13 protein-coding genes are annotated in these 17,291 nt (G+C 69.5%); 7 read left to right on the top strand and 6 right to left on the bottom strand.

The window, feature by feature from the left end; all coding sequences use genetic code 11:
- The first annotated feature begins 120 nt into the window (after window positions 1-120).
- A complete protein-coding gene (locus tag QMO76_RS08765; protein WP_306360694.1) occupies window positions 121-1,902 on the top strand; it encodes a DEAD/DEAH box helicase in 1,782 nt (593 codons plus the stop codon).
- Between the two features lie 338 nt (window positions 1,903-2,240).
- On the opposite strand, the gene QMO76_RS08760 is transcribed toward QMO76_RS08765, so the two are convergent.
- A complete protein-coding gene (locus tag QMO76_RS08760) occupies window positions 2,241-2,951 on the bottom strand; it encodes a hypothetical protein (RefSeq protein WP_306360693.1) in 711 nt (236 codons plus the stop codon).
- Window positions 2,952-3,181: 230 nt separating this feature from the next.
- Between QMO76_RS08760 and QMO76_RS08755 the strand changes: the two genes are divergently transcribed.
- Together QMO76_RS08755 and QMO76_RS08750 are read left to right on the top strand one after the other, a co-directional pair.
- On the top strand, window positions 3,182-4,351 hold the full coding sequence (locus tag QMO76_RS08755; protein ID WP_306360692.1) for an acyl-CoA dehydrogenase family protein: 1,170 nt from the start codon (window positions 3,182-3,184) through the stop codon (window positions 4,349-4,351).
- Between the two features lie 9 nt (window positions 4,352-4,360).
- A complete protein-coding gene (locus QMO76_RS08750; protein WP_306360691.1) occupies window positions 4,361-5,482 on the top strand; it encodes an acyl-CoA dehydrogenase family protein in 1,122 nt (373 codons plus the stop codon).
- Window positions 5,483-5,730: 248 nt separating this feature from the next.
- Here the strand turns inward: QMO76_RS08750 and QMO76_RS08745 are convergent, their stop codons facing one another.
- The gene (locus QMO76_RS08745; RefSeq protein ID WP_306360690.1) at window positions 5,731-6,273 is read right to left on the bottom strand and encodes a hypothetical protein; all 543 of its coding nucleotides are present in this window, start codon (window positions 6,271-6,273) and stop codon (window positions 5,731-5,733) included.
- 313 nt (window positions 6,274-6,586) lie between these two features.
- On the opposite strand from QMO76_RS08745, the gene QMO76_RS08740 reads away from it, so the two are divergent.
- Entirely contained in the window at window positions 6,587-6,847 is a 261-nt protein-coding gene (locus QMO76_RS08740; protein ID WP_306360689.1) for a hypothetical protein, read from the top strand.
- On the opposite strand, the gene QMO76_RS08735 is transcribed toward QMO76_RS08740, so the two are convergent.
- From QMO76_RS08735 to QMO76_RS08725, 3 genes are all read right to left on the bottom strand, one after another.
- Complete coding sequence (locus tag QMO76_RS08735) at window positions 6,834-7,745, bottom strand: hydroxymethylglutaryl-CoA lyase (protein ID WP_306361123.1); 912 nt, start codon at window positions 7,743-7,745, stop codon at window positions 6,834-6,836. The two genes, QMO76_RS08740 and QMO76_RS08735, sit on opposite strands and share 14 nt — an antisense overlap.
- Window positions 7,746-7,933: 188 nt before the next feature.
- A complete protein-coding gene (locus QMO76_RS08730; RefSeq protein WP_306361122.1) occupies window positions 7,934-9,145 on the bottom strand; it encodes a CaiB/BaiF CoA-transferase family protein in 1,212 nt (403 codons plus the stop codon).
- Window positions 9,146-9,411: 266 nt separating this feature from the next.
- Window positions 9,412-10,182 carry a deoxyribonuclease IV gene (locus tag QMO76_RS08725; RefSeq protein ID WP_306360688.1) on the bottom strand — a complete coding sequence of 257 codons (771 nt, stop codon included), beginning with the start codon at window positions 10,180-10,182 and terminating at the stop codon, window positions 9,412-9,414.
- 219 nt (window positions 10,183-10,401) lie between these two features.
- Here QMO76_RS08725 and QMO76_RS08720 point away from each other — a divergent pair, with 219 nt between their 5' ends.
- The 3 genes from QMO76_RS08720 to QMO76_RS08710 all read left to right on the top strand — a co-directional run bounded on the left by QMO76_RS08720 (window position 10,402) and on the right by QMO76_RS08710 (window position 15,578).
- The gene (locus QMO76_RS08720; RefSeq protein WP_306360687.1) at window positions 10,402-12,150 is read left to right on the top strand and encodes a serine/threonine-protein kinase; all 1,749 of its coding nucleotides are present in this window, start codon (window positions 10,402-10,404) and stop codon (window positions 12,148-12,150) included.
- 120 nt (window positions 12,151-12,270) lie between these two features.
- Window positions 12,271-13,047 carry an ABC transporter ATP-binding protein gene (locus tag QMO76_RS08715; protein ID WP_306360686.1) on the top strand — a complete coding sequence of 259 codons (777 nt, stop codon included), beginning with the start codon at window positions 12,271-12,273 and terminating at the stop codon, window positions 13,045-13,047.
- Window positions 13,047-15,578: an ABC transporter permease gene (locus QMO76_RS08710; RefSeq protein ID WP_306360685.1), complete on the top strand. Its 2,532-nt coding sequence runs from the start codon at window positions 13,047-13,049 to the stop codon at window positions 15,576-15,578. The genes QMO76_RS08715 and QMO76_RS08710 overlap by 1 nt, the downstream gene beginning before the upstream one ends.
- Before the next feature lie 167 nt (window positions 15,579-15,745).
- Here the strand turns inward: QMO76_RS08710 and QMO76_RS08705 are convergent, their stop codons facing one another.
- Window positions 15,746-17,236 (bottom strand): serine/threonine-protein kinase, encoded by a 1,491-nt coding sequence (locus QMO76_RS08705; protein WP_306360684.1) that lies wholly within the window; start codon window positions 17,234-17,236, stop codon window positions 15,746-15,748.
- Window positions 17,237-17,291: the final 55 nt, after the last annotated feature.

Below are 17,291 nucleotides of genomic sequence, written 5' to 3'. Positions count from 1 at the left end.
GTGGGGGCTGGGGATTTCGGTGGTGTCGAGGTATGCGATGCCGACCGTTCGGTTACCTGGGTCTCACCCGGTCGGCCCGATGGTCGAGGTGACCACAGCCAAGCAGTAAACTTGCGGCCAATGAGCACCTCACCGGCCGACAGCGTTTCGATCGACGACGAGAGGGACGCGACCGGCCCGTCCTTCGCCGATCTGGGCATCGATGACCGCATTCTGCGGGCCATCGCCGATGTCGGCTACGAGTCGCCGTCGCCCATCCAGGCGGCGACCATCCCGCCGCTGCTCGACGGCGCGGACGTGGTGGGGCTCGCGCAGACCGGCACCGGCAAGACCGCCGCGTTCGCGATCCCGATCCTCATGGGCCTGCAAGTCTCCGGCAAATCGCCGCGGGCGCTGGTCCTGGCCCCGACCCGTGAGCTGGCCATCCAGGTGGCCGAGGCGTTCGAGCGCTACTCCGCGCATATGCCCGAACTGCATGTGCTGCCCATCTACGGCGGCCAGAACTACGCCGTCCAGCTGTCCGGACTGCGCCGCGGCGCGCAGGTCGTGGTCGGCACGCCCGGCCGGGTGATCGACCACCTGGAACGCGGCACCCTGGACCTGACCCAGCTCCAGTACCTCGTGCTCGACGAGGCCGACGAGATGCTGAAGATGGGCTTCCAGGACGATGTGGAGCGCATCCTCCGCGACACGCCCGAGTCCAAGCAGGTGGCGCTGTTCTCGGCCACCATGCCGACCGCCATTCGCAAGATCTCCAAGCAGTACCTGCACGACCCGGTGGAGATCACGGTCAAGGCCAAGACGGCCACCAACACCAATATCGGCCAGCGCTGGGTGCAGGTGTCCTATCAGCGCAAGCTGGACGCGCTGACCCGCATCCTCGAGGTCGAACCCTTCGAGGCCATGATCATCTTCGTGCGCACCAAGCAGGCCACCGAGGAGCTGGCCGAAAAGCTGCGCGCCCGTGGGTATTCCGCCGCCGCCATCAATGGCGACATCGTGCAGGCGCAGCGGGAACGCACCATCGGCCAGCTCAAGTCCGGCGCGCTCGACATCCTGGTCGCCACCGACGTCGCCGCCCGCGGTCTCGACGTGGAACGCATCTCGCACGTCGTCAACTACGACATCCCGCACGACACCGAGTCCTACGTGCACCGCATCGGCCGCACCGGCCGCGCGGGCCGCAGCGGTGAGGCGCTGCTGTTCGTCGCCCCGCGCGAACGCCGCCTGCTCGACTCCATCGAACGCGCCACCCGCCAGCCGCTCACCGAGATGCAGCTGCCCAGTGTGGAGGACGTGAACACGCAGCGCGTCGCCAAATTCGGCGACATGATCACCGAGAATCTGTCCGCGGCGAATCTGGCGCTGTTCCGCAAGCTCATCGAGGACTACGAGCGCGAGCACAATATCCCGCTGGTGGATATCGCGGCCGCGCTCGCGGTCGGCTCGCACGACGGCGACAACTTCTTCATGGAACCCGACCCGGAGCCCGAACGCCGCCCCCGGGAACGCGGCTCCCGCTCCTTCGAGGGTGACCGCCCGCGCCGCGAAGGCCCGTCGCGCCACCGCCAGTCCGGCGCCGAAATGGCCACCTACCGGATTTCCGTCGGCAAGCGCCACAAGGTGGTGCCCGGCGCGATTGTCGGCGCCATCGCCAACGAGGGCGGCCTGCGCCGCAGCGACTTCGGCCACATCAGCATCCGCCCGGACCACAGCCTGGTCGAACTTCCCGCCGACCTCTCCTCGGAAACCCTGGACGCCCTGCGCCGCACCCGCATCAGCGGCCAGCTCATTCAGCTCCAGCTCGACTCGGGCCCGCCCGGACACCGCCCCCTGACCCGGGGCCCCCGCCGCGACCACGGCGGCGGCAAACGCACGGAACGCCGCAAACCCCGCGCCTGAGCTGTGTTTGATTTGCCCTCCGCTGCGCTCCGGGCGGATTCGCGGCGCTGGAGGTCCCGGTTCTTCCCTCCCTCCGCTCCCCCGCTTCGCTCCTCCGCTCCGGTCAGTCCAGAACCGGGACGCGCCGCGAATCGCCGGGTGGCTGGTCGACAGGTGCTCGCATTCGAGTACAAGTGCCGGATGCCGGGACCTGAGCGTGGGTGGTGACTACGCCGGACTCGCCCGAGCGCGTCGGCCAGACCCGAGCCCGCCGGCTCGGGTGGGATGGGGTGGTGCCGTAGCGGGTGAGCCCGTCGGTTCGTAGCGGGCTCGGATGCCGGATCGGGTTGGGGCCGTGGTCAGTTCGGTGCGGGGGCGTCGGCCGGGGCGGGTTGTTCGGAGGCCGGGGCGGGAGCGGCCGGGTCGGCCGGGGCCTCGGGGGCGGGGGCCGGGAGGTCCGGGACGGTGAAGAGGCCGACGGTGGGGGTGACGACGCAGCGGGCGCCGGGGTAGTCGATGGTGCCCCAGAGGGAGGCGATGACGTTGCCGGGGCCGGAGTCGACGGTCTTGGACAGGCTGGGGAGGTTGTACTCGGAGACGTCGTCGAGCATGTTGATCCCGCTGCGGCCGTTGTTCACGTTCAGCCAGACCACGCTGAGGCCGGAGGCCAGCGGCATGCCGGAGTGCTGGGCGACGGCCTGGAAGCGGAGGGTGCCGGGGGCGGCGCCGAGGCTGTCGGGAGTACCGCCCGCGATGGCGGAGGCCGCGGTCAGGCTGAGCGGCATACCGGTGCCGCAGCCGAGGGTGGGCGCCATGTAGGCGAACGGGGCGAATGCCACATTGCCCAGCTTGGCGGCGGTGACGAGCTGCGCGGCCTTGGCGGTGGAGCGCACCGCCGCCTCGGCGTCGGCATTGCCCTCGGCCGTGTCGGTGAGCTGCTCGATGGCGATGTCGACGGGTGAGGGCTGCGGCTCCGCGGGTTCGGCGTGGGCGACTGCGGTCGTGCCTAGCGCCACCGTGGCCGCGATGGCGGTCGCGGACGCGGCGCGGCGGAGGGTCCTGCCGTTCACTCGTATTGCTCCTCGAGATTTCGATGGGCGCGGCCGCCGGATGTCTTTTCGGCCGCGCTGATCCCCCGCAAATTACCAGCCGTGTGCCCGGCGTGGGGGGTGAGGCCGCGCCGCCGGTGTGATGCTGGTGACAGACCGACCGTTACCCAGTGGTAGCTTTGAGACACCCACTTGGCCGTGTCTTTTAAGCCCGAGACGCGGAACACATACGGCGAACGCCTGGAGACGCGATGAAGCTAGCTCTCTCACCCGATGAGGTGACATTCCGGGACGAACTGCGCGAGTTCTACCGGACCAAGATCCCGGCCGAGATCCGCGACCGCGTGAAGTACGGCCGCGAACTCTCCCGCGAGGACATCGTCACCACCCATCGGATCCTCAACGAGCACGGTCTCGCGGTGCCGAAGTGGCCCGTGCAATGGGGCGGGCAGAACTGGTCGCCCATGCAGCTGCACATCTGGGAGGACGAGATGCAGCTGGCCTCGGTCCCCGAGCCGCTCACCTTCAACGCCCAGATGATCGGCCCGGTGATCGCCCAGTTCGGCTCCGAGGAGCTCAAACAGCGCTTCCTGCCGCCGACCGCCAACCTCGACATCTGGTGGTGCCAGGGCTTCTCCGAGCCCGACGCCGGTTCCGACCTGGCCTCGCTGCGCACCACCGCCGTGCGCGACGGCGACTCCTACATCGTCAACGGCCAGAAGATCTGGACCACCCTGGCGCAGTACGCCGACTGGATCTTCTGCCTGGTGCGCACCGACCCGAACGCCAAGAAGCAGGCGGGCATATCGATGCTGCTGTTCGATGTGAACACCCCGGGCGTGACCATCCGCCCGATCAAGCTCATCGACGGCCATCACGAGGTGAACGAGGTCTTCTTCGAGAACGTCCGGGTGCCCGCCGATCAGCTGGTCGGCGAGGAGAACATGGGCTGGACCTACGCGAAGTTCCTGCTCGGCAACGAGCGCACCGGCATCACCGGCGTCGGCCGCACCAAGGTCAAGCTGGGGTTGGCCAAAGAGTATGCGGCGCAGACCAAGTCGGGCAGCGGAACGCTCATGGACGATCCGGTCTTCGCCGCCCGCGTCGCCGAGCTGGAGAACGAACTGCTGGCGCTGGAGCTGACCCTCATGCGCGTGGTCTCCCAGCCCCTCGAAGGCAAGCCGAATCCGGCGTCGTCGGTGCTCAAGCTGCGCGGCACCGAATTGCAGCAGGCCGCGACCGAACTGCTCATGGATATCGCCGGACCCGACGCGCTGCCGGTGCACGCCGCCGACATCGCCTCCCCGGAGTGGGCGCAGATCACCGGCCCCACCTACCTCAACTACCGCAAGACCAGCATCTACGGAGGGTCGAACGAGGTGCAGCGCACCATCATCGCCTCCACCATCCTCGGATTGTGAGGCGCCGCCATGGATTTCGAACTCACCGATGAACAGATCATGCTGCGCGACACGGTGCGCGAGGTGCTGGCGCGCACCTACGACCCGGAGTCGCGGCTGAAGATCACCGACACCGATCTCGGCTGGAGCCGGGACGTGTGGGGGCAGCTCGCCGAATTGGGCGTGCTGGGACTGGCTTTCAGCGAAGCGGACGGCGGTATGGACGCGGGCCCCGTCGAGACCATGGTGGTGCTCGAGGAGATCGGCCGCTGCCTGGCCCCCGAACCGCTGCTGGACGCGGTGCTGCTGCCCGGTTCGCTGGTGGCGAGCGTCGGCACCGCCGAACAGCGGCAACGGGTGCTGCCCGAGGTGGTCGCCGGGCAGCGGCTGCTGGCCTTCGCGCACGAGGAGCCCGGACTGCGGTGGCCGTCGGCGGACCTGGCCACCACCGCTGTGGCGCAGGGTGATTCGTACGCGCTGACCGGTGTGAAGAATCCGGTCCCGCACGGCGACTGCGCCGACACCCTGGTGGTCAGCGCGGCGCTGCCCGACGGCGGCACCGGGCTGTTCCTGGTCGACGCGGACGCGGTGGCGCGCAAGCCCTTCCGCACATTCGACGGGCGGCGCGGCGCGCAGCTCGAATTCGACGCCGTCCCCGCCGAAGTGCTCGGCACCGGCGGTGACGTCCGGGCCGCCGTCGACGCGGCGCTGGTCCGGGCACAGGCCGCCCTGTGCGCGGAATCCCTGGGCGCCATGGCGGAGTCGCTGCGGCTCACCACCGAATACCTGAAGACGCGCAAGCAGTTCGGGGTAACGCTGTCGAAGTTCCAGACGCTGTCGCAGCGGGCCGCGGACATGTACGTGTCGCTGGAACTGGCCCGCAGCATGAGCTACTACGCCACCGCCGCCCTCGCCGACGGCACCGTGGACCCCGTGATCGCCTCCCGCGCCCGCCTACAGGTCGCGCGCGGTGCGCGGCACATCGGCCAGGAAGCCGTGCAGATGCACGGCGGTATCGGCATCACCACCGAATACCCGGTGAGCCACTACGTCGCCCGCCTGACCGCCATCGGCCGCACCCTCGGCGGAGAGCTGGAGCATCTCCGGGTCCTCGCCGACCGCGTCGCCGACTACGGACTGGCCGAAATCTGACCGGCTTCCTCGCGCACGCTGGTGGCCCCTCCGAAACCGGAGGGGCCACCGTCATTGTCGACGCACTCCCGCAGCTCGCCGGCACCGCCGATCCGGGATCGTCGGGGACGGTCGCGCCCGCGCTCAGCCGTGCTCGACGGCCCGCCGATACCGTGCGTGCACCGGAGCCTGTCGTGTCGCCGGGCCGATAACCGGGGGGACGTCGTGCCGGTTCCGGCGGGGCGGTGCCGCTGCGCAGGGGAGTTCGGCTACTCCTCGATCTCTTCCTCCGGGAAGGTCGGCACCGCGGTGGTGGTGGGCAGGTCCGCGGTGGTGGTCGGCGGGTCCGCGGTGGGGGTCGGCGGGTCTTCGGTGGGGGGTCGGGTGAGCGTCTCGGTGCGCTCGGTGGTGCTGGGTGTGGTGGGGCGGGGGATGGTCGGGCGCGTGGTGCGGGTGGTGGGCTCGGTGTCGGAGTATTCGCGGTCGTCGTCGGCCTTGGCCGCGACGGTGGTGGTCGTGGTGGTGCGGCGCGGCGGGCGGTCGGCGGCGACGCGCCAGGTGGGGGAGGGCGGGATGACGATGACCGGGGTGGTGGTGCTGGAGCGGGCGTAGCCGGAGGGGGCGGCCTGGAGGTCGGCGTTGAGGGGAGGGGGCGCGACGTAGGTGTCCTCGCGATCCAGGCCGCAGGAGCCGATGAGGACGAGGCCGAGGGAGACCGCTCCGGCGGCGGCGACCGCGCCCATCATGGGGGCGGGCAGTCGTCGCGAGCGGCGCTCGTCGTGATCGTCCGCGCGGCTGTTGCTGCCGTCCATCGGTGAGCTCTCCTCATTCGTCTCGAGTGGGGCTCACCCTAATCGAGGCCGCCCGCCGAGGCCACGCGGGCGGTCGGTTCGAATCCCGTCCCGCGCGGTGGGTTCCGCCGTAACAAGACAATCTCAAACAGCGGTAATTCACATATCGAATTGGTCAACTCTGCGTGTTGCGTGCCCGTGTCGCGTGGACATTCCGTTGCCGACCCGTAATGTGTGACCAAAGTTACATGTGAGACGCCCGGAATTAGCTGAGGGACGCGCGCAGGTTCACGAAGTCGTCAGCGCGGAACTCATGGGCGTCATCTAGGAGTAGATGATGGGAGCTTCCTCGACATCCCCGCTGCGCACGGCCGCGCAGCCCGTGGAATCCCCGGATTCCCCGGCGGACCGGCCGCAGCGGATGACCGAGATCCTGGCCCGGGCACTCGCCTGGTTCATATTCCTCGGGGGCCTGGTGGGCGCCGGATTCGGAATCGCCGGACTGCATGTCGAAATCACGGTCGCCGGATTGATTCTGGCGTGCACCGCGGGGCTGGTTTTGTTACGGCTACGCGCGGACTTCACCCGCGGATAACCCATTCGAACGCCTGCGCCTTCGACCGCGCGCCCTCGGCCGTCCGGGATCGATTGGGCTCGCCGAGTTCGGCCAGCAATGCTTCCGACATCCGCACCAGCTCGCCGAGAACCGGCGGGGTGAACCAGTCCGGTCGCGTCGCGAACAGCAGATCCTCACTCGAGGTGTTGCCGCTCGCCCCCGGCGCGAACGGGCATCCGCCCAGCCCGCCGAGCGACCCGTCCACCACATCGGCCCCGGCCGCGGCCGCCGCCAGGGAGTTCGGCACGCCCATACCCCAGGTGTCGTGGCCGTGGAAGACGATGCGCCGCCCCGCGTCGCGGGCGCGCACGGCCGCGACCAAGGCGGCCACCTGCCCGGGATGCGCCTGCCCGAGGGTGTCGGCGAGCACGATATCGTCCGCGCCCGCGGTGCGCGGATCGGCGGCGATGGACAGCACCCGCTCCGGATCCACCGGCCCGTCGAACGGACAGGTGAAAGCCGTTGCGAGGCAGAGCTGAATCCGTCCGCCCACCTCGCGTGCCAACTGGATGGCGGCGGGCATGGCCGCCACGCTGTCCTCGGTCGAACGGCCGATATTGGCCCGGTTGTGGGCATCGGAGACCGAGAAGCAGTACTGGAAATTCCGCACACCCGCCGCGGCGGCCTTCTCCACGTGCCGCGGGGTGGCGACCCACAGCCAGCACCGCCGCAACTCCTCCGCGCTCAGCGCGGCCACCACCTCCAGGCTGTTGGCCATGGGCGGCACCAGGTCCGGCCGGGCGAGGGAGCCGATCTCCAGCTCCGGCACGCCGAGGGTGAGCAGCCGTCGCACCATCTCCACCTTGTGTTCGGTGGGGAGGACTTTGCCGGTGAGTTGCAGACCGTCGCGCAGGGTCACATCACGGAGTATGGGCATCGTGCGGTGCTGTGGCGCTTCGCCGGTCCGCTGCGCGGCGTCCCCGGTCCGCTGAGTCGCGCCGTGCTGCCGCGTCGGGCCGCCGGGCTGTCGTGACGTGTCGCGGGTCTGCGTGGTGTCGCCGGATTGTTGCGCCGCACCGCTGAGCTGTGCCGCACCGCCGAGCTGCGTCGAGCCGTCGTGTTGGTTCATCGGTCCGTCTCCAGCGCGTCGAGTTCGGCGTCGGACATGCCGAGCAGGTTCGACAGCACCTCTCGGGTGTGCTCACCCAGATCGGGGCCGACCGACCGGATGGGCAGGGATGCGCCGCCGATCACGGGCACGATGCCGGTGAAGCCGACCTCCTTGGGTTCGGGCTCGCCCACATCCACCCGGAAGGGCTGAATCATATTGCGTGCCTTCAGCTGTTCGTCGGCGACCAGATCGGCGGCGGTGTAGATGGGTCCGCACGGGATGGCCGCCTGTTCGAGCACCTGCAGCGCCTCGTCGCGGGTGTGCCGCCGCGTCCACTCGGCAATGGCGGCGTCGAGGCGTTCGCGGTGCTGCCAGCGCCCGGCATTGTCCTGGAGTTCCGGGTCGGCGGCCAGGTCGGGCCGGTCGATGACGCGCATGTAGCGCTGGAAGATGGCGTCCCCGTTGCCGCCGATAATGATGCTGGTGCCGTCGGAGCACGGGTAGGCGTTGCTGGGCGCGATGCCCTCCATGCGCCCGCCGACGCGTTCGCGGGTGATGCCGTAGGCGAGGTAGTCGGGCACCAGCGATTCCATGACCGACAGGATCGACTCGTTGAGCGCGACGTCGATGATCCGCTGCTCCAAGGGAACCCGCTCGACTCGTTCGCGCTGGAACAGCGCCATGACGGTGCCGAAGGCGGCGTAGATGCCCGCGATGGAATCGCCGATGGAGACGCCGACGCGCACCGGCGGGCGATCCGGGTCGCCCACGAGTTCGCGCAAACCCCCCACCGCCTCGGCGACGGCGGCGAAACCCGGACGCTGCGCGAGCGGGCCGGTCTGCCCGTACGCCGAGATCCGCGTGATCACCAGCTTGGGATTGGCCGCGGTCAGCACCTCCGGCCCCAGCCCCCACTTCTCCAGCATGCCGGGCCGGAAGTTCTCCAGCAGCACATCGCACCGCTCGATGAGCTCCAGCACGATCCGCCGCCCCGCCTCGGTCCGCAAATCCAGCGTGATCGACTTCTTGTTCCGGTTGACGGTCCGGTACAGCATCGAGGTGTCGCCGCCGTACAGTCGCCAATTCCGCAGCTCGTCCCCGGTCTTGGGGCGCTCCACCTTGATCACCTCGGCCCCGAAGTCCCCGAGGATCCGCCCGGCGGTCGGCGCCGCGACGTAGTTCCCCAACTCCAGCACCCGCACGCCGTCGAGCGGCCGAATCTCCATCGTCACACCGTGAACTCTAGAGCCGTCGACCGCATGCCCGCCCCGCGTCGGCGGCGATCGGCGCGAGTTGGCGAATGATCCGCCGCAACCGGTCGGTATTGAACCGCTCGAATGTGGTAGGTCCGGTGCGAGCCCGGTCGCGGACGCCCGACCGGACTTGACGTCCGGCCAGCGAATCGGTCTCGCGTCAGCCCGTGGCCGATGCCGCGTTGCCGGTCGCCGGCCCCGGTGTGGGTTGCCCGCGCGACCGGCGGCTGGCCCGGGTCCTAGCCGACCTGTTCGCGCAGGTAGGCGAGGTCGTCGGCGACGCCTTCGGCCGGGGTCTCCAGCACGATCGGCGCATCCACGGCCCGGCACACCTCCACCAGCAGTTGCGGGTCGATGGTGCCGTCGGCGAGGTTGGCGTGCCGGTCGGCCCCGGAGTCGAAGGCGTCGCGGGAGGAGTTGAGGTGTACCAGGTCGATGCGGCCGGTGATGGCCTTGATCCGGTCCACGATGCCGAGCAGTTCCTCACCGCCCGCCCAGGCATGGCAGGTGTCGAGGCAGAAGCCCGCGCCGTAATCGCCAACGGCCTCCCACAGCCGCGCGATATTGTCGAAATGCCGGGCCATGGCGTGGTTTCCGCCCGCGGTGTTCTCGATGAGGATCGGCACCGCGAAGCCGCCCTTGTCCGCCTGGCGCTGGAACAGTTTGCGCCAGTTGACGATCCCCTCGGCCATTTCGGCGTCGGAGCGCACGTGGCCGCCGTGCACCACCAGTCCGAACGCGCCGAGCTCCGCGGCCGCCTTCGCCTGCTGCGCCACCGCGTTGCGCGACGGCATGCGTAGCCGGTTGTTCACGCTGGCCACATTGATCTGGTACGAGGAGTGCACCACCACCTCGATCGGGCTGGCCTTGATCTCATCGGTGCGCGGATGCGGTGTCGGCTTCTCCCAGCCCTGCGGGTCCACCACGAACATCTGGATGACATCGGCCCCCAGCTTCTCGCCGAAGCCGATGGGGTCGCTGTCCATCCGCACGTGTGCTCCTAGACGCATGAGGCCAGCGTATCCACCCCCACCGACAACCATGCCAAGCGATCCATAACTGTTGCGTAAGCGGGCCGGCAGAAGATAAGCCCGTAGAACTACACAGCCTGTCAGCTCGATTCGGTGGTAGACAATGATGCGGCACACGCTGGTTCGCGGCCTCCAGCGCCGCGAACCCGCCCCGGAGCGCAGCTGAGGGGCAATTGAATACGGAAGTGGGAACGAGCAATGCTGTCCAGCGGTGACGTTTTCGCCGGCTATGTCATCGAGCGCCAGCTGGGCCGCGGGGGCATGGGCTCGGTGTATCTGGCCAAACACCCGCGCCTGCCCCGGCTGACCGCGCTCAAGCTGTTGAACCGGGAGATGGTGTTCGACAAGGAGGTGCGCGCCCGCTTCGAGCGCGAGGCCGACCTGGTCGCCCAGCTCGACCACCCCAATATCGTCACCGTCTACGACCGGGGCATGGACGACGAGCAGCTGTGGATCTCCATGCAGTACATCGACGGCGTGGACGCCGCCAATGTGGACGCCCGCACCCTCCCCCCGGAGCGGGCCGTGCAGATCGTGGCCGAGACCGCCGACGCGCTCGACTACGCGCACCGCAACGGCGTCCTGCACCGCGATGTGAAACCGGCGAACATCCTGCTCGCCCGCGCCACCGGCGGTAAGGGCGAGCGGGTCTATCTCACCGATTTCGGCATCGCCCGGCTGCGCGACGACACCGGCCATCTCACCCAGACCGGGACGTTCACCGCCACCCTGGCCTACGCCTCGCCGGAACAGCTGACCGGCTCCGCGCTGGACGGTCGCTCCGATCAGTACTCCCTCGCGTGCAGCCTGTTCTGGCTGCTCACCGGTACGGGTCCATTCGCGGCCACCAATCCCGCCGCCGTCATCCAGGGCCATCTGCAGAATCCGCCGCCGCCGCTGAGCACCGCGCGCCCCGGCCTGCCGCCCGCCCTGGACATGGTGCTGCACAAGGCCATGGCCAAACGTGCCGACGAACGCTTCGACAGCTGCGCCGAGTTCGCCGCCGCCGCTCGCCGCGCGCTGGCTTCGCCGAGTGCGTCCGGCGTGCCGCTGGCGAGTTCGAACACCGCCCCGCCGCAGCTGCTCCAGCAGTTGCGACCGCCAACGCAACCGCCCACCGCGACGGCCCCGCCCACTCCGTTCCAGCAGACCGGCACCGCGGCGGGCACCCTGACCCCGCCGTCGCAGCCGAGCTACACCGCGCCCCGCCAGACCAACCAGTTCGCGCAGCCGGGGTACACCCCGCCGCCCTCCTTCCCCGGACAGCAGTTCACGGGTCCCGGGGCGCTGCCGCCGCAGGGCTTCCACGGTCCGCCGCCGCAGGGCAAATCCAATGCCGGGCTCATCATCGCGGCCATCGTGGGCGTGGTCCTGCTGCTGATCGTCGCCGTGGTGGTGATCGTCGCGGCGAGCGACAGCGGCACGACCACCACCGCGGGTGACACCACGACCACGACCACGACCGCGGCGACCACCACCGTGGTGGCCGACCGAGCGGTGGACGCGCAGTCGCTGACCGCCGAATTCCCGAGCATGGTGCCCGCCGGCACCACCGGAGACGTTGGCTACAACGGCGCCACCTGCTACCTGGCCGATCCGAGCAGCCCGCCGGAGAAGACCGAGGGCGAACCCGACTTCATGACCTGGGCGGTGCAGTGGCGCTGCTTCGGCGGCGCGGACAACGCCGACCCGTTCTACCGTCTCTACGCCTACTCCACGGCGGCCGAGGCGCAGGCCGTGGTCGCCGCCCTCGCGCCCGACCAGCGGACCACCGACACCAATGGCGGCAAGACGTACACCAACTACCAGTTCGGCGGCAATCGCCCGCGCATGGTCACGGTGTTCACCGGTGACGACAACCGCACCCAGTACCTCATGTACACCGACGGCATCGTGGGCACGCTGGACGAGGTATTGGCCTGGTGGCGGTCCGCCCCCCTGAACTGACGGCTTGCGCGAACGCCGCGATCCACTCGTCGTCGTGGGCTTTTGTGAATTCCCTGAGGGTGCGTGTTTCCGGGTGTTCCCCGATGGCGTCCGGTCGCGATCCTCGACACACTGGACACCATGACTTCAGACGCCTCGGCTTCCGTCGCCCTCGACAAGTCGGCCCCCGCCTCGGTCGCCGCCCGCGCGACCGACCTGGTGAAGCTCTACGGTTCCGGTGACACGCAGGTCAAGGCGCTAGACGGAGTGTCGGCGGAGTTCGCCAGGGGGGAATTCACAGCGATCATGGGCCCGTCCGGTTCGGGCAAGTCCACCCTCATGCACTGCCTGGCCGGTCTCGACTCGGCCACGGCGGGCACCGTGCACATCGGTGACACCGACCTCACCACCCTCTCCGACAAGCAGATGACCAGCCTGCGCCGCGACCGCATCGGGTTCGTCTTCCAGGCGTTCAATCTGGTGCCCACCCTCACCGCCATGGAGAACATCACCCTGCCGCTGGATATCGCGGGCCGCAAGGGCGATGAGGAGTGGCTCGCCACGGTGGTCAAGCGCCTCGGCCTCACCGACCGGCTCGGGCATCGGCCCGCCGAACTGTCGGGCGGCCAGCAACAGCGCGTGGCGTGCGCCCGCGCGCTGGCGGGCAAGCCGGACATCATCTTCGGCGACGAGCCGACCGGCAACCTGGATTCGCACTCCTCGGGTGAGGTGCTGTCGATCCTGCGGGCGGCGGTGGACGAATTCGACCAGACCGTCGTGATCGTCACCCACGATCCGCGCACCGCCTCCTTCGCCGATCGCGTCGTGTTCCTGGCCGATGGCCGGATCGTCGACGAATTGCGCGACCCCACCGCCGATTCCGTCCTCGACAAGATCAAGTCCCTGGAGACGATCTGATGTCCGGCAGCCCCATGCGCAAGGTCGCCTTGCGCAATCTCGCCGCGCACAAGGTGCGCTTGGTGCTCACCGTGCTGTCGGTGGTGCTCGGAACCGCCTTCATCGCGGGGTCTTTCGTCTTCACCGACACCCTCCAGCGCACGTTCGACAATATCTTCGCCAATCAGGCCAGGGGCGTGGACGTCCGGATCAGCCCGGAGGACCAGCAGTCCATCGGGGTACCGCTCACCCTGGTCGACAAGGTCACCGCCATGGACGGGGTGCGCACCGTGGCTCCGGGCGCCAACGGACCGGTCACCCTGCTGAAGGACGGCAAGGTGGTCCAGACCGGGGGTGCGCCGACCATCGGCGAGGCGTACCTGCCGCCGGAACGGGCGGTGGCCGAACCGCAGCGGTTCGTCGACGGCGGACCGCCCTCCGAACCCGGGCAGGTCGCCGTCAACCAGGGTGGCGCGGACCGCGCCGGACTGCGGGTGGGCGATCCGGTCACGGTGGTCACGCCAGCGAAGGGCAATGTGCCCGTAACCATCTCGGGTATCTACCAACTCGACGGCGGTGGTGCGACCGGCGGCTTCATCGGCCTGCAGTTCGACTACGACGAGGCCATGCGGCTGTTCACCGACGGCGAGCATGTGGCCTATCTGGACATCGCGGCGCGGTCCGGGACCGACCCGGACCGGTTGCGCTCCGAAATCGTCACGGCTTTCCCCGATTACAAGGTGCAGAGCGGTGACGAGGTCCGCGAGGACATGAAGCAGCAGCTCGGTGACGCGCTCAAGTTCATCAATTACTTCCTGCTCGCCTTCGGCGCCATCGCACTGATCGTCGGCACCTTCATCATCTACAACACCTTCTCCATGCTGGTCGCCCAACGCCTGCGGGAACTGGCGCTGCTGCGCGCGGTGGGCGCGAGCCGCGGACAGGTGGGCCGCTCGGTCGTCGGTGAGGCGCTGATCGTCGGATTGGTCGGCAGCGCACTGGGTCTCGCGGCCGGCATCGGTCTCGCCTATGGGCTGGCGGCGTTGCTCAACGCCTTCGATCTGGGGCTGCCCACCGGGGCCATGGCAGTGCTGCCGCGCACGGTGGCGGTGGCGCTGGTGCTCGGCGTGGTCGTGACGGTGGTGAGCGCCTACGCGCCCGCGAGTCGCGCCGCCCGGGTGCCGCCGGTGGAGGCCATGCGCGAGGAGTTCGCCTCGCACTCCGAATCGCTGCGGCTGCGCACCATCGCGGGTGCGGTGCTGGCGGTGATCGGCGTGGCACTGGTGGTGCTGGGTGCACAGAACACCGGCGGCAATGCCGCCGCCACCGTCGGAATCGGCGCGGCCGCACTGATTCTCGCGGTGCTCTTCGCCTCGCCCGCGCTGTCGCGCCCGGTGCTGGCGGGGCTCGGGGTGCTGGTGCGGCCGTTCGGTCCGGTCGGACGGATGGCGCGCAACAACGCCATTCGCAATCCGCGCCGCACCGCGGCCACCGCCTTCGCGCTCACCCTGGGGCTGATGCTGGTCTCGGCCATCGGCATGCTCGGTGCTTCGGCCAAGGCCAGCGTCGGGGACCTCGTGGACAAGGGCGTCAAGGCCGACTACATGCTGTCGGGGCCGCCCGGCGCACTCATCGGTGTGCCGTTGCAGGCCACCGACGAGGTGAAGGCCGTGCCCGGCGTCGAGGAAGCGGTGGCGTTCCACGGTCTCGCCCTGAAGGTCGGCGGTGAACAGGTTTTCGGCACGGTGCCGGAGGGGCCGTTGGACCGCGTGCTGTCCTACGACATCCAGCAGGGCAGCGGCTCCCTCGGGGACGACCAGATCCTCGCCTCGGAAACCCTTGCCTCCGACAATGGTTGGCGGGCCGGGCAGACCGTCGAGGTATCCGGCGTGGACGGGAAGAAATACCAGGTCGAGGTGGCGGGCATCTACGCGGACACCCAGCTGCTGCAGGCGCTGGTCGCGCCCATGTCGCTGTACGAGCAGACGGTGCCGACCAGCTTCCGCAGCAGCTTCATGGTGGCGGTCGTGGCCGCGCCCGGTACCGATATCGCCACGCTGCGCACCGGTCTGGAGCAGGCCACCGAGAAGTACGGCAACGTCCAGGTGATGGACCGGGAGGACTTCAAGGGTGTGCAGGGGCGTCAGATCGACACCATGCTGGCCATCCTCTACGGGCTACTGGCCCTGGCGGTGGTGATCGCCATTCTCGGCATCGTCAACACCCTGGCGCTGTCGGTGGTGGAACGCCGCCGCGAGATCGGCATGCTGCGCGCGGTCGGTATGCAGCGACAGCAGGTGCGGCGCTCGATTTACCTGGAGTCCATGCTGATCGCCATCTTCGGCGCGGTGGTCGGTGTCATCCTCGGCCTGGGGCTCGGCATCGGATTCCTGCGCACCCTGCAGGATCTCGGCCTGGGGACCATCGCGGTGCCGTGGGGGCAGATCGTGGGCATGCTCATCGCCTCGGGCGTGGTCGGCGTGCTGGCGGCGCTGTGGCCCGCGGTGCGCGCGGCCCGCACGCCGCCGCTGGCGGCCATCGCGGATCTGTAAGCGGTTCCGCGTGCGCCCCTTCCGCCGCCCCGCGCCGATCGGCGCGGGGCGGCGGCGTGGAGCTGGAGGCGCGCTGTTGGGGGTGTCTCGGTGGTGACCGGGCGAAGCCGCCGGGCGCGGCGGACGGGACCGCCGGGAGCGTGGTGCGGGTGGGGCCGTCGGCGGTGTCAGGCCAGGGCCACGATGACGATCACCGCGATGACGGCGATGATCACCGCCGCCACGATGCCGAGGATGATGCCGGTATTGGAGCCGGAACCCTGTTGGGGCGGGACGTAGTTCGTGGGCGGAGCCTGATATCCGTACGGCTGGGGCGGGGTGCCCTGCGGGGTGAACGGCGCGGACTGCTGGTAGGGGGCCGGGCGGGGCATCGACTGGCTCGGGTTGAACGCCGACGACGGGTTCGGCTGTCCCGGTAGCGGATTGTGCGCCGACTGTGGATTGTGTGGCGTGGACTGCGGATTCGGCGAGCCCGCCTGTGGGTACGGCGTGGACTGCGGGCCGATCTGCCCCGCCTGCGGGTTGTAGGGCGCGGGTGTCGGATTCGGTTGGCTCGCTTGCGGATTGTGCGGGGCCGACTGCGGTCCCAGCGGTCCGGGGTGCGGGGCCGGTTGCGGATTCAGCGGACCCGGCTGCGGATTGAACGGTGCGGACTGCGGATTGACCTGGCCCGGTGACGGGGTCGCCTGGCCCATCGGGCCCTGCTGGCCGACGAGTGGGCGCGGCGACGACGGCGTATACGTCGGTGGCACGACCGGTTGCGGTCCGGCCGGGGTGGGCGGGCGCGGCGGCTGCACCGGCTGCGGGGGCGCGGTGCGGGAGATGGTGAACGCCCGCTCGGCCGCGCTCGCGAACTCGGTGCAGGAGTGGTAGCGGTCCTGCGGGCGCTTGGACAGCGCACGGGCCAGCACGCCGTCGACGGCGCGGGGCAGGTCCGGGCGCAGGGCGCTGGGCAGGCGGGGGCGCTCCTGCAGATGGCCGCGGATCACCGCCGCCGGACTGGTGCCCTCGAACGGCACGCTGCCGGTGAGCAATTGGAACAGCGTGCAGGCCAGCGAATACTGATCGGAGCGGCCGTCCAGCGTCGCGCCGGTCAGCTGTTCCGGCGAGGCGTAGGCCAGGGTGGCGGTCACGGTGCCGGTCTGGGTGAGATGACCGGTGTCGTCGCGCAGCCTGGCGATGCCGAAATCGGTGAGGTACACCCGTTCACCACCCGCCCCCGCGCGACCCGAGCGGGCCAGCAGGATATTGGCGGGCTTCACATCGCGGTGCAGGACGCCGATGCCGTGTGCGTAGTCGAGGGCCTTGGCGGTCTCGGTGATGATCTGCACCGCGCGCAGCGGCGGCAGCTTGCCCGGATCGACGGCGGCGGCGTTCACCCCGTCGATGTACTGCATGGAGATCCACAGCTGCTCGTCCACCGCACCGCGGTCGTAGACCGTCACGATATTCGGGTGATCGAGCTGGGCGACCAGATCGGCTTCCCGGATGAACCGGGCGCGGATCTCGTCATCGGAGAACATCTCCTGATTGAGCAGTTTCAAGGCCGTCATGCGCGGCAGCCGCGGATGCTTGGCCAGGTAGACCGAACCCATACCGCCGCGGCCCAGTTCGCGCTCGATGACGTAACCGGCGAAATCTTCACCAGAGTCCAGCAACCGAGAGCCCCCGTTTCCACGAGTCGAATCGCCAGGCAGCCTAGCAGTGTTTGCG

It is taken from the genome of Nocardia sp. CC227C (assembly GCF_030767025.1).
Taxonomy (GTDB): domain Bacteria; phylum Actinomycetota; class Actinomycetes; order Mycobacteriales; family Mycobacteriaceae; genus Nocardia.
The sequence above is the reverse complement of the archived record's forward strand: the minus strand, read 5'-3'. Positions and strand labels throughout refer to the sequence as shown.